The organism is Enterococcus sp. 6D12_DIV0197 (genome assembly GCF_002174385.1).
Taxonomy (GTDB): Bacteria; Bacillota; Bacilli; order Lactobacillales; family Enterococcaceae; genus Enterococcus_D; species Enterococcus_D casseliflavus.
In genome coordinates this window covers 1,378,324-1,393,658 of the sequence record NZ_NIBN01000001.1, presented here as the reverse complement: position 1 = coordinate 1,393,658, position 15,335 = coordinate 1,378,324, and the positions used below count along the sequence as shown (strand labels likewise).

The following is a 15,335-nucleotide window of genomic DNA, read 5'->3' as shown; positions in this document are numbered from 1 at the left end:
TAAGAAAAAGCCGCTGACAAACGTTTCGTTCGGCATTACTTGATTCCTAGTGCTGAATCACCATCCGAAACGTTTGTCCTCGTAACGACTTTTTAGTTTTGAATTGCTGCAATGGCTGATTTGATCTGATCGACTGCCTGTGGTAGAGCTGTTTTCGGTTCAGCCTTTCCAGTAGCAATGGTTTGCAATGCGGCATCCATTGGTTCCCATACTGAATTCATTTCAGTAATCCCAGGCGTTAGTTCTGCGTGTTGGGACTGAGCGGCGATGGCTGCAGCACTTTCACTTTCTTGAACTGCTGGATCATCTGCCAAAGAAGCAACCGCTGGTACTTCCTGTGTTTTTTCATAACGGACTTTTGAATTTTCCTCATTGCTGATAAACTTCACGAACGCTTCAGCTAATTCAGGGTTTTGGGAATAGCTACTTACGTTGTAGCTTTTGACACCGATAAAGGAGCCCATATGTTCACCATTGCCTAATAATGGCAATTCTTTCACACCATAGTCGATGCCCGCTTCTTTATAAGGAGACAAGTTCCATGGACCAGAGACGACAGCTGCAGCTTTTCCTTCCGTAAATAAAGAGTCCAGCACATTGATTCCTTGTTCACCCACCAATCCGGATGGAAAAACACCTGCATCATAAAACTGTTGGATATAGTCTGCCCCTTCAATCGCACCTTCATTAGCTAATCCAATATCTTCAGGGTCATAGGATCCATCGGCATTCTCCCCAAAAACATAACCGCCATAACCGCTCAATACACCTTGTGCGTAATAAATTTGATCCCACAATGCCAGTAACCCATAACTGTCAGCACCTAAAACGGACTTGGAATACTCCAGCCACTCATCCGTTGTCTGAGGCAAGTCTTCTTCGGAAATTAGTTCTTTGTTATAATACAAAATTTGTGTTTCAACCGCTTTTGGTAAGCCGTAGACTTTGCCGTTAACGATTTGCGATTGCATTGCTGATTCTGTATACAGATCTTGTAGCGTTTGATCGACTGTTAATTCTTTCAACAACCCTTCGGTAACGGCTGTACCGATTTGATCGCCAGGAATCGTGATGACATCCGCACCTGTACCAGCGGGGCCATCCAATCGTAAATCTTCGATCTGTCCACCATAGGCTTTTTCGACCACTTTGATCGTCACATCGTGTTCTTCTTCAAATTGTTTGACTGCCTCTTCAATCCCAACTGATTTTGCTTGGTCTTCCCAGACCAATAGATCATAGTCCTTATCGCTGCCACTATTTGCTGCAGTACTATCTGTCCCTTCACTTTGTGGACCGCAAGCACCTAATCCTAAAGCTGCTACACTTAAAAAAAGAACCCGAGACATTTTTTTCATCATCATTCTCCACCTTTTCTTTATTTTGCAAACGCTATCTTCTTGTTTATAATAAATTATTTTACTTAATATGTAAATAGTTTTACTAAATTAATTTCTTCAATGAAGTAAAAAATCGGATAAAATCAAGGTTTATCTCACAAATAATTTTTCAAAATACCTCCACGCTCTAAAATTTCACTATTCAGTAAATATATTTAGTAAATTCATTTACTTGGTAAAGTTGTTAGCGTATACTAGAAGAAAGAGGTGAAGAAGATTGGTTACAATAAAAAAAATTGCCGAGCAATCAGGCTTTTCACAAGCGACTGTTTCCCGATTATTGAAAGGCGACGAATCGTTGTCGATCGCAGCCGATACGCGTCAAAAAATTATTCATACCGCTTTATCACTAGGTTATGATCGCTCAAAAATAAAAACAACACTAGAAAAAATCGCCGTCCTTTTCTGGCTGACAGAACAAGAAGAGCTGCAAGATGTCTATTTTCGACAATTGCGTATCTCTTTAGAAAAATATGCGAAAATCAACAATTTGGAAATTCAACTGATCACCCATGAAGATGATGTTTTAGAAATACTGCAAGAAGTCGCCGGATTTATTGGGATTGGCTCTTTCACTGAGAAAGAAACGCAGCAGTTCAAATCCGTTTGCCCCTATGGCGTCCTTTTGGAAATCAACCCCTGTCCAGAGCTGTTCGATACGGTCAAACCTGATACTGATCGAATGACGCAACTGGCGATCGATCTATTTTTAACAAAAGGATACCGAAAGATCGGCTTTATTGGTGGTGCTTATCTAAATCCTGATACCCAACGTGCAGAAATGGATAGTCGCGAGGTCATCTTCCGTCAAACGCTGGCTCGTCGAGATGCGCTCGATGAGGCGTTCTTATTTAGTGGTGGCAATTTTTCCGTTGAAACCGGCTATCGTTTGGCGAAAAAAATGGTGGAATCCCTTGGTGACAATTTGCCAGAGGCGCTCTTTGTGGCTTCTGACACCATCGCAGTTGGTGTGCTCCAAGCGTTAAATGAACGATCCATCATCATTCCTGATCGCTTGGAATTAATCAGTATTAACGACAATGAGATCGCAAAATTTGTGGCTCCCCCTCTAACAACGTTTAAAATTGATGTGGAGGAAATCGCCAAAACCGCGATCGATTTATTGGTGGATCAGATCGTTCATCCTCGAGCGATCACCAAAACAGTCCTTTTAGGGGCTGAACTCATCGAACGAAAAAGCTTTACGCAAGCATAAAAAACGCCCCTAGAAAGTTAGAAAAAGCTAACTTTCTAAGGGCGTTTCATTGTCTAAATCGAAAAAAGCATTCTTTCGTTTTTCACATCTCTTTCGCCACAGCATACACAAGATGCGGCATGTCCACTTGCCGATAGTGTTTGACAAAGCGATCCACCAGCTTCATTCCATTGCGCAATGCCACATTCATGGAGGCTTGATTGGTCTCACGAATGATCGAATAAACAATGGCGGCATTCAGCGTTGCAAACGCATAGTCTTTACAAGCCTGGGCGGCTTCTGTGGCAAACCCATGATGCCAGAAGTTCTTTTGAAACAAGTACCCAATTTCTAAAACGGCTTCTCCCTTGACGTCTTGCCATGTCAACCCGCATTGACCGATCGCTTGCCCGGATGCTTTCTCAATCACTAGCCACAAGCCAATGTGATCGTTTTGATAGCGTTGCAGCTGTTTGTCGATCCAACCAGTGACTTCTTGTTCACTGAAGGGTCCTTCATAGGCAATCATGACTTCTGGATCTTGCAAAATCTTTTCAATCGCTGGTCGATCGTCATGACTCATTTCTCGCAGGACTAATCGCTTAGTTTCAATTAGTGGTTCCATGGTGGTTGCGCCCCTTCCTATTCCATTCGGTTTCTTTTCAAAAAATACCAACTTGCTGCCCATGCGGTGATGGGTAAAATAATCACCGCTGCCAGACCCGTGATCAAACAAACGACCAATTCTGAGACGAACGCCTTCGAATTGATCATTGCACCAAAGGAGATCGACAAATCTTGAAACCACGCAATCAACGCCAGATTACTTCCCATAAAGGCAAACAATAAGGTATTGATCGTTGAAGACAATACGTCTGATACCACGGTCATACTACTTTTACTTAATGCCTTGATCGAGACTTGCGGGTTTGCTTGAAAAAGTTCATAGGTCGCAGTGCTGATCGCCATACTCCCATCTGCCACCGCCCCCGAAAAACTCATCAAAATGATCGCAGTCATCAATGTCTTAAAATCGATGGCTACATCAAAAGAATACATCGCCAACTCATCCAGTTCCTCTGCCGAAAACCCATGCAGATTCATTGCAGAGAGCACAAGCGGAAATAGTAGTAGAAAAAGCCCTAGAAAGACCAACACACAGACAAAGGCAATTTTGGTTTTCTGATTGACGCCGTTCACGAAAAACAAGGTGATCGCCGCCACGGCTAAAAAGGCAACACAAGCCGCTGGTAAGATCGGTGCCCCTCGGTCAATCAGGACCAGCAGCGCTAGAAAGACAGCCACATTCATAAACAGACCAGTGACTTGAAACAGCCCTTCGATCCGAAAAACAGCGAAAGTCAGCAAGAGAAAAAGCAAGATCAACACAAACAAAACATTCATTTTGCTTTCCTCCTTTGTAGTTCAAAGCAAAGGAGCGTCAACGGTACCGATAAAACCAGCGCAAAGCCGCCGCATAATGTACGCACTATTTCTAAAGAAAGATGCATCGGCAATGCTTGCGACAGAAGCCAGCCATTTGCTAGGTAAAACAATAGCGCTGGCATACTCCCACTTAAATAAGCAAACAACAAGACATTGATCATCGAAGAAGTCGTATCTTGCGCGATGGACCGACCGATCGCTAATCGTTCCTTGCGGCTAGTCTGGGGATTGATGCGCTGGATCTCATCTAGACTGGCAATCAGCATGACAATATTGTCCATGCTGGCACCAATCGCGCCAATCAGCAGACTCCCTAGATAGACACTGCGATACGGACGGGTCAGAAACGACATTTCTTCATAGCGCAACCCATGATCTTGCAAAAGATCCATGGCGAACCGACAGAGAAAAAACGCCAAGAGGACGCTGGCTAACGAGGCAATGATTTTGCGGCTGTCGATCGTACGAAAGCCATAGGAAATCCCCATCGTCAAAACCAACGAGACGATCGTAAAAACGATCATCAAAAAGACCAATGAAAAGGAGCTGTTGCCTTTGTGAAACCAAAGAAAAAGGAGCAGCAAGCAAGTATTCACAAAGATACTAAGTAAAGCCCGCAAGCCCTTTTTGCCACCAATTGCGACTACTGCCATCAAAAATAAGGCAAGGAAGAAAAAGAGATACCCATCCCGTTTTTGTGCTTGTACCTGCCAGCCATCCCCTTCTTTTTGCAAAAGCAGCTGTTGTCCGGTCTGATACAACGGATGAATCGCACCGTTGGGGGTGTATTGCGTAGTGACTGTCCGTAGTACCCCAGCTTCTTCTCCGTTACGAACGATCCCTTGGATCTGCTGCTGGTCGGCGGTGACTTGAACCGTTTGTACTTCTATGATCGGCTGTGCATAAAAGCGGCTGCTTTGGGTTTGGATCAGCCAGCTCAAGACCAGCACGCTAACAAAGGCCGCTAGATAAAAATACTTTTTCAAGACCGTCTCCTTTCATTTTCAGCAAAAAAAGACTTAGACAAACCACCAGTCCTACGACCAATCACCTTGTGAGGCTGGATGACTGGTCGAAATGGTTACTGTGTTGGCGAGACTAACTGCTTTGTTAGTCGCCTGCTTTGTCAAAGTCCTTTTACTTGCTCGTTTTGCTTACACGACATTTTGCGGTGTACCTGCTTTAAAACCGCTTAAGTTCGCCACAGCGATCCCCATCAAACGACGCCGCGTTTCGACGGGTGCCCAAGCGATATGCGGTGTCAAATAGCAATTTGGCGTCTGTAATAAGGGATTGTCAGCTGCGATCGGTTCTTTTGAAACGACATCTGCCGCCAAGGCTGCGATCTGCCCGGTTTTCAGCGCTTCAGCAACTGCCGCTTCATCGATCAAGCCGCCACGGGCGGTATTGATCAGGATCGCAGAAGATTTCATTTGTGCCAATGCTGTGCGATCGATCATTTTTTCTGTCTCAGGAAACTGCGGAACATGAAGGCTGATGATATCTGCTTCTTGATACAATTCCGCCAGCGAAACTTGTTTTGCCCAATCCGCTTGTGCTGGTTTTGGTCGATGATTAAAGTAGATCACCTTCAACTGAAACGCATGAGCGATCGTGGCAACTGCTTGAGCAATCGCACCATATCCAATCAGCCCAATCGTTTTGCCTGCCAATTCCATCAACGGTGTCTGCCAATAAGAAAAATCTTTGCTGGTTTGCCAGTCGCCCTGATGCACGGAACGATTATGGTGTCCCACTTGATTCGTCACTTCCAGCAGCAAAGCAAAGGTCGCTTGTGCCACTGCATTGGTACTGTAGCTAGGAATATTGGTCACGGTGATTCCCTGTTCCTTCGCTGCTGCCAAATCAACGACATTGTATCCAGTTGCCAAGACCCCAATGTAGGTCAATTGCGGACATGCTTTGAGCACATCTGCGGTGATCGGTGTTTTATTTGTCAAAATTGCTTCGGCATCGCCGATTCGCTCAATAATTTCTTGTTTATCTGTATACGAGGTACGATCATACACCGTCACCTCTCCTAATTCTTCAAACCCTTGCCAAGACAAATCTCCTGGATTCAACGCATAGCCATCAAGTACAACGATCTTCATTCTTTCGCTCCTCTCGCTTTTCCTTTTGCTTTTCCATAAAAAACGGGAATTCCTAGTAACGTCACGCCAATTCCCACGACTGCTAACCACGTGTCAGTGATCAAGGTCATAATCAAGATAAAACAGCCACCTAAGATCGCAATCAAGGGAATGATTGGATAGAAGGGAACTTTATACGGACGCTTCATCTGCGGTTCTGTTTTTCGCAAACGAAAAACTCCTACAAACAATAATACACTAAAGAACCACATAACAAAAACCAGCATATCGGTCAAGAGATCAAAGGTGCCTAAAAGCATCATGATACACGCGATCCCTAATTGTAAAAAAGCCGCCGCATAGGGTGCATTGGTGGTTTTACTTAAAGTGGCAAAGGTCTTGCTGAAAGGAATCTCATCTTCCAACGCCATGGCATATGGGACCCGCAAGCCAGTCATTGTATAGCCGTTCAATGCGCCATACACAGAGATCAGGATACCGATCGTGACCAGTTTTCCGCCAAAGCTGCCAAACAAGGCCATCGCAGTTTCTGAGGCACTGTTCAAATTACCAGCGATTTGATCGATCGGCAATGTTTTTAAAAAGGCAACATTGATCAACACATACACCAAGGTAACAAAACTCAATCCAAAGATGATGGCTTTTGGTAAATCTTTTTCGGGTCGCTTCATTTCCCCAGCGACATTACCGACTCCCATCCAGCCGTCATAAGCAAAAAGGGTTGCTAAGAGGGCACTACTGATGCCAGCTGCAAGCGATCCTTGAGTATTGGAAGAAAAATTCACCAATGAGACCGATACTTGCCCTGGTGTCAACAGGCCCGCCACGATGATCACCGCAATCGGAATCAGCTTGACTGCTAACGTGACGGACTGGACTTGAGCAGCGGCTTTTGTTCCCAAAAGATTGATCAATGTCACACTCGTTCCGGTCAAAATCGATAAAGGAAGCAAATAATTGCTGGGTAGATGAAATAAGTTCAAACACTGGGTCGCAAAAATAATACTTAAAGCCGCCACGTTTGCTGGAAAGTAAATGATACTTTGTGCCCAGCCTAATAAAAAGGAGGGTAATTTCCCATAAATTCTTTCAATATATCGAATGGGTCCGCCAGTCTCAGGAATCGCCGTCGCTAACTCCGCCACCGTCAAACCGCCGCAAATCGTTAGAAAGCCGGCAAGCAGCCAGACCAACAATGTCAAACCGGTGGATTGGGTCTGCTGGACCACAGCCGCTGCTTTGAAAAACACGCCGGCGCCGATCACCGTTCCCATTACTGTCGATAATGCCCCAAAAAAACTGATTTCTTTTTTCAATTGACTTTTCACAACATCACTTCCTTTTTAAATGAATAAGTCAAAGTATAGCGGATAGAAACTATCTTGACTAGAGGAATTTCAGAAAACAAAAAGCAAATACCATGAAAAGACGGCATTTGCTCCAAAATTTTTTTATTCTTTTGTGGATTCTTGAAAAACCAGCAACGGAAGCTGTCGTTTTTTGTGCATTTGTTGAACCAAATAAATTCCTGCCAGCAAGATGATCGGGAAAACGATCGCCCCTAGAATCCCAACCTGCAACTGTTGTCCCGTCCATTCGACGATACTGCCGACGACAGCGGGTCCGATTGAACACCCTAAATCTCCTGCTAATGCCAAATAAGCAAATAGCGCCGTTCCGCCGTTGCGAATGTATTGCGCAGAAAGACTAAAGACCCCTGGCCACATGATCCCTACGGCAAAACCGCTTAAGCCGCAGCCAAGGAACCCGATCAATGGCAATGAAGCAAAGCCGATCATCATATACGCCAGTAGGCAAAGCAAAACACTCAAAAACATAAAGCGTTTCAAATCGATGCGTTCCCCAAACTTGCCGTAAAGCAAGCGGGAGATCCCCATCATCAAGGCAAAAACCATTGGCCCTGCTAAATCGCCTAGCGTCTTACTAACGCCTAAGCCCTGTTCGGCAAAGGTCGATGCCCATTGGCTGACTGCTTGTTCGCTGGCTCCAGCACAGACCATCATCACCAGAAACAGCCAAAAGCTTTTCAAGGAAAAGAGCTGCCGAGTGGTCAACCCTCGTTCTCCTTCGGCAACGATTGGCGCCAACGGGACTTTGGTAAAGAAAAACAAATTGACCAACGGGATCAGCGCCCAGATGATCGCCAAAATCGGCCACTGTTGAATACCGAACACCATGAAGAACGCAGTTGAGAACAAAACGACCCCCACGTACCCCCAGCAATAAAACGAGTGCAGCATGCTCATCGTTTTTTCCTTATGTTCCGTTGGACAGGCTTCAACGATGGGACTGACTAAGACTTCCAGCAAGCCACCGCCAATGGCATACAACAAAACCGCTGCTAACAATCCGCTAAACGGGGTCGGAAACCATAAGGGAAAAACGGCTAGACCAATCAAGCCGATCGCTGCAAAAAAATGCGCGGCTACGATCGACACTCGATAGCCGATGCGGTCTACAAAAAAGATTGCTGCAAAATCGACGGCTAACTGGGTCAAAAAGTTAAAACTAACCAGCAAAGTAATCTGGCTGATCGGTAGCTGGTATTGGCTTTGAAAGGTCAAAAATAATAAGGGGGCAAAATTATTGATGACGGCTTGAACGATGTACCCTACAAAGCAAGCCGCAATCGTCGAACGATAACTTTTCATTTTCACTTCTCCTTTACTCGTCTTATCAGTATACCAAGTCCAATAAGACAGTAACCATGGAGAAAACACTTTTTTTACCCAGAGAATCTTAAGGAAATCAGCATTTTTCTTCCTTCAGATAATTCCCTTAAATGGAAGCAGCAAAAAAGCTGTCCTCACAGACAGCTTTTTCCGACTTATTCTCAAGGCTAGGCGTTTTTCTTCCGAGCAGCGATGGTTTTCATGGTGGCTTCAAAGATTGGGCCAATAAAGACGATACACAAGAGAGTACCTAACCCAACACTGGCGCCTAACGCAAAACCGATCAAGACCATGGCAGCATCCAAGCCGATACGGATCGTTTTTTGCGTCAATTTGCTTCGTTTGTAGATTAAGGCCGTCAAGGCTTCTAAAGCCGCTGATCCTTTGTTGGAAGAAACGTAGATACCAGCGCCGATCCCAAATAAGATCGGTGCAGCGAAAATAGCGATCCAAGGATAAAAAGGCAAATGAATCGATACTTTGTCCATCACTGGTTCAAAGATCCCAATCAACAGGCCTAATCCGATCCCATTGATAAAACTGCCAATGCCTAATTCAGCACGATCAAAGACTGCAACGATCAACAAAACAATAATATTAAAACACAAACTGGCAATCCAAAAAGGGACATCGACGAAATTCAAAATTCCTAGTAAAAACGTACTGATCGTATCATAACCTTGATGGGCGGTGATCAATAAGGAAATGGCCAACGCAATCAGCCCGGTACCTATCAAAACTTGTGCAAATTTTTTGGTTTCTTTCACAACATCACGCTCTCTTCTTTATTTTTCCTCTCTTAGTTTACCGTGAAAGCGTCACAATTACTATCATTTAATCACAAAAACCAGATTTTTTTTGAAGAAATCTAAATTCAATCAAGGGATTCATAATGCTGTTCATAGGTATCGCGAAACTCTTTGGGGGTCAGACCATTCAATTTCTTAAACATTTTGGAAAAATAGTTGGTATTGTTGTAACCAATACGATCGCCGATCTCACTGATCGTGGCTTTCGAATGAAGCAGCAGCTGCTGGGCTTGCTTGATCCGCACCAGATTGACGTACTGATTAAAACTCATTTCCGTTTCTTTCTTAAAGAGCTGGCCCAAATAAACGACGCTGACATGCAGTTCTTCTGCCGCTGATTTGACCGTCAAATCATGGGTATAGCCTTCTTCGATCAGTTGGATCGTCTTTTGAACGATCTCCGAATAGCGTTTTTGCGGTGGCTGCGATTTCGCCAGCTCCAGCACATCATCAAAGAGCTGCCGCAAATCTGCCAGTGTATTAGACTCACGAATCCGTGCCAAAATCTGTTCATGGTTTTCATGAGAAAGTACTGGTAACTGCCGATAAATATCGTTGAACAACAAGAACGAAACATAGCGAACATGCTCAGGGTCTGCTTGGGTTTGTTCCAAAATAGCGAACATTTTATCCAGCTCATGTTGGATCGTTTTGACATCCCCAATGGTCAGTGCTTTGTTAAAAGACAGAAACGGGAGTTCTTCGTTTCGCTCTAAAATATCCACGTGGATCGTCTGTTCTTGTAAGAACAGATCTGGGTAGAAGGCTTGCAGTGACTGAACCTGTTTGATTTTTTCATAGGCTTTATACAAATTCTCCCACTCGTTGATGGTCTCACTCATAATCAACTGCCAGTCAGTACTATTGAGCTGCTGTGCCAGTGCTTTTAGATCAGCGTTGATTTGCTGCCTTGGTCCAGCAGCAGTAATGATCACTTGGTTTTCATCTAATCGCCCTGGTAAGATCAATGGCTGATCGTGTTGCTGAAAAAACGTCGTGATTTTTTGTAAGATCTCAGCAGTCCCATTGAACTGCAAAACGGTAAAGGGTGCTGCTAGTGGCACCCGCTGTTGCGCCAGCAAATGGAGGTACTCGCTTTCGTTCAATTCATCATTCAACCAAAGCAGCAGGCTTGATTCTTGATACAGTTCTTTTTCTGCCAACAGTTTTTGCTGCTCCTCTAACTCAGCTGCAATTGCTTGTACACTGCTGCGTAGTTCTTCTTTGTTAACAGGTTTGACGAGATAATTACGCACACCTAACGCCATGCCTTGTTTGACAAAGGCAAACTCCTGATAGCCTGATAGAATGATCGAGAAAAATCGATTCCCAAACGCTTGTGCTTGGCGGATCATATCGATGCCGTTCATTTCTGGCATCCGAATATCCGTGATCAGCAAATCAACGGAATGCTCTTGCAAGTACTCGAGGGCTTCACTAGCACTTTTCGCTGTATGCACCACCTCAAAGCCCAGTTCTTGCCAAGGCAAGATCATTTGCAGCCCCTGCAAGATCATGTATTCATCATCAACGAACATTGCTTTATACATCTGTCTCATGCCCCCTTTGCAAACGTTTCTCATCTAAGCGGATCTTGACCGTAAACCCAGCACCTGCCTGAGATGTAACGTCCATTTGATAGGCGCTGTTGAACATACCTCGCAACCGTTCGTGAACATTTTTGATCCCGATCGAGGTTTGGGCTCCGATCTCCTGATTTTGCAGTTCTTCTTGGATCATCGACAACTGCTGTGCATCTGCGCCTTTGCCGTTGTCTTTGACCTCAATCACGATCTGATCGACTTCTTTATAAGCCTTGATACTGATGGCATTATCATTGCGCTGATAATCGATGCCGTGAACAAAATAGTTTTCGACAAGCGGCTGCAGCGTGAACTTCGGCAATTCCAACTGTTCTAATGCCGAATCGATGGTTACATGATAGGCGATCTTATCTGGGTAGCGCATCTGAAACAAGTAGACATATTTTTCACAAAAATCGATTTCTTCTTTTAAGGTCTTCGTCTTTTCTTGCGTCGTATTGTTCCGTAGCAGTGCCGAAAAGGCATAGACGACATCCGCCAGCTCTTCTTGGTTGCGACTCAAGGCATACATTCGAATGTATTCTAACGTGTTATACAGAAAATGCGGATTGATCTGTGCTTGCAGCGCCCGCATATCGGCGTCTCGCTGCTTGATCTCTAACGTGTAGATATCTTTGATATACTCGTTGATACTGTAAGTCATTTGATTGATGGCTTCTGCGATTTCTTTCAGCTCTTGTTGGACATTGGCGGTATCGATCCGCTTATCAAAATTCCCTTGACTGACTTCTTTCGTCGCATAGACGATCTGCTGTACTTGCGAGGTATAGCGCTTGAAGGTCCGATGGAGCACCCATAGGACCAATAAGAGAATCCCAATCCCAAAGCTAAAGATCCAAATGGCGCTAGAAAAAATATCCCGCCAGATCACACCTTTCGACAACAAGATCAGTGACAACTCTCCGCTGACGGTCGTTTGTTTTTTGATATAAAAGTCTTTCGACAGAGTGTCGTGAATAGTTCCATGAGCCACCGCCTGATCAATTTTCGCTAAGGTCTGCTTGCTAAGGTTCGCGGCATCCTTGTATAGTCGCTGACCATTGGAGGTATACAAAAAACTGTTGATACCATGCGCTTGGTTGTCTTCTTGTCGATTGGCTAAGACATCGTCTGAGTGAAAAATCACGTAGACTTGCCCTAACGGTTGCGCATAATTACTTGGTTGGGCGATCGAACGAACAAAAAACAGACGATTTTTCAAATCGATCTGCTTGCCGCTGCGTTTTTCTCCATAAGGGGTATCTGGGGTTGCCACTAATGTCTCATTGCTTTCATCTAGTTGAATAATGATCTCTTCGATACTAGGATGATTACGGATCAAGCGATAGAGGATGTTTGGCAAATACACACTTTGTCCCGTCTGGCGAAAAATATCATTACTATAGGAAAAATAGTCTGGCAATGAAAGCTGTAAATAATTGCGCAGCGATTCAAAAGCAGTATCCGAACTGGTAAATTCGCCTAACACCGTTGAAACGACCGCGTTTTGATCCTGCACGTATGCATCCAGCTGCATACTGGTAGCTTCCACGAGGCGTTCGCTGCTATTGAAGCGGTCTGCCCCAGTATATGCCGTCAGAACCAGCATGATAATAATCGAGATGATCACCAAAAGGACGCTATACAACTGCATCAACTGATTGATCAAAAAGTCATGTTTAAACAAACGAAAGCGCTGCTTAGTCATGTGCCAAGTCCCGATCTATGACGGTTTTTTCCTGACTGATCGCCACGTGGCACCACAAAATCAATAGACTGAAGGTTCCAAAGAGCAAGAGCCCTTTCATCATCCAAGTAAAAGCGAAAATACTGGCAATCCCCACTAACAATTTTAGAAAGGTCGCCATATGAAGAAACAGACACACGAAGGACAATTTCAGGTTATTCCACAAGGAAATCTCATAGGATGTGTCAAAAACCACACTTAGTAAGTACAGTAAGATACTCAATCCGCTGACGACAACTAAAACAAAAGAGATCATCAGCCAAATCAAGCCTTGGATCTGGGTAGCTAAATACAAGTTATACACTAAGAAACCTGTCAGTAGGAAGAAAAGATAAAACTGTTTATTGGCTTTGACAAAGACGCTGCGCCAAATGCGCCATGCGCTGCGAAAGCTTTGATGCTCATAATTTAGTCCGTCTTCATGGATCAAAGTACTAATGGTATGAAACGCTGGACCGATCCCTAAGATTCCGCCACCTGCCAATGTCAAGACGACGAAAAACAAATTCAACTTCACGATCGCCCAAATCAAGCGAAAGCCCTTGACCAACCCACTATTTGCTGTTTCTTCCATTTAAAATTCCTCCCTTATTTGTTCCCTATCGAAAATGTAGCATGATTTTAGCTTCCTACTCAAGCTACCTGAGAATCTTTTAATGCTATGTACGTTTTAGATGCTCCATGCTTGCTGCTTGAAGGTTAAAAAACAAAAGTAACGTTATTTTTTCATCAAAGATTTCGCTATTTACTTTAAAGAAAAAGCAGCCAGAAGCTAGACGTGGGAACCATTGGTCCTGATGCGTTTAGCCTCCGGCTTACTTGATCTATTGATTGGTGAGCGGCGCCTATTGCTTATTCTTGGCTTGCACGATACTCATCAAATTGTTTTTGCATTTCATCGCGGACCTTCTCCCAGCCAGCGGTTTTTAATTCTTCGTTTAGTTTCGGAACATTTTCTTCTGGATCGATCGTTCCGGTTGCTAAACTTGCTTTGTAACGATTCATGACATTGGCGATATTCGTGATTTCTGTTTTCACATTATCAGTCTTGAAGTTGAACCCTAAGATTGGTGATGCTTCAGCGTTAGCAATATTTTCATCACGCTCTTTGATCATATCGTCTGTGATGGATTCTTGTGTATAAAGGATCATGTTGTTCCCAGTGTTCCAAGCAGCCATGCGGGTATTTGGCAAGTAGCCATCAAGGAGACGGATTTTGTTGTCTTCGCCCTCGATTTTTTCCCATGCTTCGCCTTCAACACCCCAAACCAATCCATTCAACAATTCAGGATCGCTGTTCAACAAGCCCAACACTTCCACTGCTTTTTCTTTGTTTTTCGAAACATTCGCTACGACAAAGTTTGCCATTTGCGCTTGGCCTGTTGATTTTAATTGTTTCGTGATTGGACGTGAAACCAATTCATGACCTGCGGCATTGCTTAAGATCGTATCGCCGTAATCCATTGGTCCTTGGGTTTCTTCACGCATGAACCATGTGTTGCCTTCTAATGGGTAACCAGTCGTATTAGTGGCTGCATCAGTTGGGATCAAGCCTTCGTTGTACCATTTGTGCATCAATTTCAAGTTTTCCATTTGTTCATCATCTTCGTATTGATTGATGATCTTCGTTGTATCGCCGTCCAATTTAACAGCAAATGGGTAATCTTTCCCGATCACATAATCATAGTTTCCAGAAACATTAAAGGTTTGTCCGATCGCAAACGGTGCGATGTTTGGTTCTTCTTCTTTAAACTTCTTCAACACGTCTTCGGCATCTGCATAAGATTCGATCCCACTGATATCCAAATCATATTTATCTAAATACTCTTTATTGAAGGTCAAGACTTGTTGGGCATAAATATTGCCGTTGACTGGAAAGGCATATAATTTTCCGTCGATCGTATTGCCTTTGATATAAGATTCGTCTAATTGATCATACGCTTCTTTGGCATATTTTGGTGCTAACTCCGTCAAATCTGCATACGCGCCTTTTTGCGCATTCGCAACATAGTTTGAGGCAAAGGAAATATCGTAGTTTTCACCCGATGAAATGATGGTACTCATTTTTTGATCCCAATCACCCCAGCCGATATACTGCAGATCGATGCGAGCGTTGGTTTTTTCTTCAATGCGTTTATTGGCGATCTCCATTAATTGATCAAAGTTTTCTGGCTTGTCCCCGACTTGATACATCAATAAAGTCGTTACGCCGTCTGCATTGTTTTCTGAATCGGATGTTGCGCCGTTCGATCCACAGGCAGCCATTCCCAAAGTTGCCGCTGCGGCCATCCCAGCAAAAGCTGTTTTTTTCCACAAATTCATTTTTGTTTCCTCCCTATACTTATTTG

At 44.0% G+C, this 15,335-nt stretch carries 13 protein-coding genes; 1 reads left to right on the top strand and 12 read right to left on the bottom strand.

Annotation, left to right across the window (positions count from 1 at the left end; genetic code table 11):
- Window positions 1-92 precede the first annotated feature (92 nt).
- A complete protein-coding gene (locus A5867_RS06510; RefSeq protein ID WP_087627164.1) occupies window positions 93-1,364 on the bottom strand; it encodes an extracellular solute-binding protein in 1,272 nt (423 codons plus the stop codon).
- A gap of 253 nt (window positions 1,365-1,617) precedes the next feature.
- Here A5867_RS06510 and A5867_RS06505 point away from each other — a divergent pair, with 253 nt between their 5' ends.
- Window positions 1,618-2,616, top strand: a complete 999-nt coding sequence (locus A5867_RS06505) for a LacI family DNA-binding transcriptional regulator (protein ID WP_010747788.1) — start codon at window positions 1,618-1,620, stop codon at window positions 2,614-2,616.
- A gap of 82 nt (window positions 2,617-2,698) precedes the next feature.
- Here A5867_RS06505 and A5867_RS06500 read toward each other — a convergent pair whose 3' ends face one another.
- From A5867_RS06500 to A5867_RS06450, 11 genes are all read right to left on the bottom strand, one after another.
- Entirely contained in the window at window positions 2,699-3,220 is a 522-nt protein-coding gene (locus A5867_RS06500; protein WP_087627163.1) for a GNAT family N-acetyltransferase, read from the bottom strand.
- A 17-nt stretch (window positions 3,221-3,237) separates the two neighbouring features.
- Window positions 3,238-3,999 carry a YibE/F family protein gene (locus tag A5867_RS06495; RefSeq protein WP_087627162.1) on the bottom strand — a complete coding sequence of 254 codons (762 nt, stop codon included), beginning with the start codon at window positions 3,997-3,999 and terminating at the stop codon, window positions 3,238-3,240.
- Window positions 3,996-5,027, bottom strand: a complete 1,032-nt coding sequence (locus A5867_RS06490; RefSeq protein ID WP_087627161.1) for a YibE/F family protein — start codon at window positions 5,025-5,027, stop codon at window positions 3,996-3,998. Before A5867_RS06490 ends, A5867_RS06495 begins: the two co-directional genes overlap by 4 nt.
- Before the next feature lie 168 nt (window positions 5,028-5,195).
- On the bottom strand, window positions 5,196-6,155 hold the full coding sequence (locus A5867_RS06485; RefSeq protein ID WP_087627160.1) for a D-2-hydroxyacid dehydrogenase: 960 nt from the start codon (window positions 6,153-6,155) through the stop codon (window positions 5,196-5,198).
- The gene (locus tag A5867_RS06480; protein ID WP_087627159.1) at window positions 6,152-7,483 is read right to left on the bottom strand and encodes an amino acid permease; all 1,332 of its coding nucleotides are present in this window, start codon (window positions 7,481-7,483) and stop codon (window positions 6,152-6,154) included. Before A5867_RS06480 ends, A5867_RS06485 begins: the two co-directional genes overlap by 4 nt.
- Window positions 7,484-7,606: 123 nt before the next feature.
- Window positions 7,607-8,827, bottom strand: coding sequence for an MFS transporter (locus tag A5867_RS06475; RefSeq protein WP_010747782.1), 1,221 nt, complete (start codon window positions 8,825-8,827; stop codon window positions 7,607-7,609).
- Window positions 8,828-9,015: 188 nt separating this feature from the next.
- The gene (locus tag A5867_RS06470) at window positions 9,016-9,615 is read right to left on the bottom strand and encodes a YitT family protein (protein ID WP_005225521.1); all 600 of its coding nucleotides are present in this window, start codon (window positions 9,613-9,615) and stop codon (window positions 9,016-9,018) included.
- Window positions 9,616-9,722: 107 nt separating this feature from the next.
- Window positions 9,723-11,207 (bottom strand): response regulator transcription factor, encoded by a 1,485-nt coding sequence (locus tag A5867_RS06465; protein WP_005225520.1) that lies wholly within the window; start codon window positions 11,205-11,207, stop codon window positions 9,723-9,725.
- Window positions 11,200-12,948: a sensor histidine kinase gene (locus tag A5867_RS06460; protein WP_087627158.1), complete on the bottom strand. Its 1,749-nt coding sequence runs from the start codon at window positions 12,946-12,948 to the stop codon at window positions 11,200-11,202. The genes A5867_RS06465 and A5867_RS06460 overlap by 8 nt, the downstream gene beginning before the upstream one ends.
- The gene (locus tag A5867_RS06455) at window positions 12,941-13,561 is read right to left on the bottom strand and encodes a DUF624 domain-containing protein (RefSeq protein WP_074535016.1); all 621 of its coding nucleotides are present in this window, start codon (window positions 13,559-13,561) and stop codon (window positions 12,941-12,943) included. Before A5867_RS06455 ends, A5867_RS06460 begins: the two co-directional genes overlap by 8 nt.
- Window positions 13,562-13,839: 278 nt before the next feature.
- A complete protein-coding gene (locus A5867_RS06450) occupies window positions 13,840-15,309 on the bottom strand; it encodes an ABC transporter substrate-binding protein (protein ID WP_005225517.1) in 1,470 nt (489 codons plus the stop codon).
- Window positions 15,310-15,335: the final 26 nt, after the last annotated feature.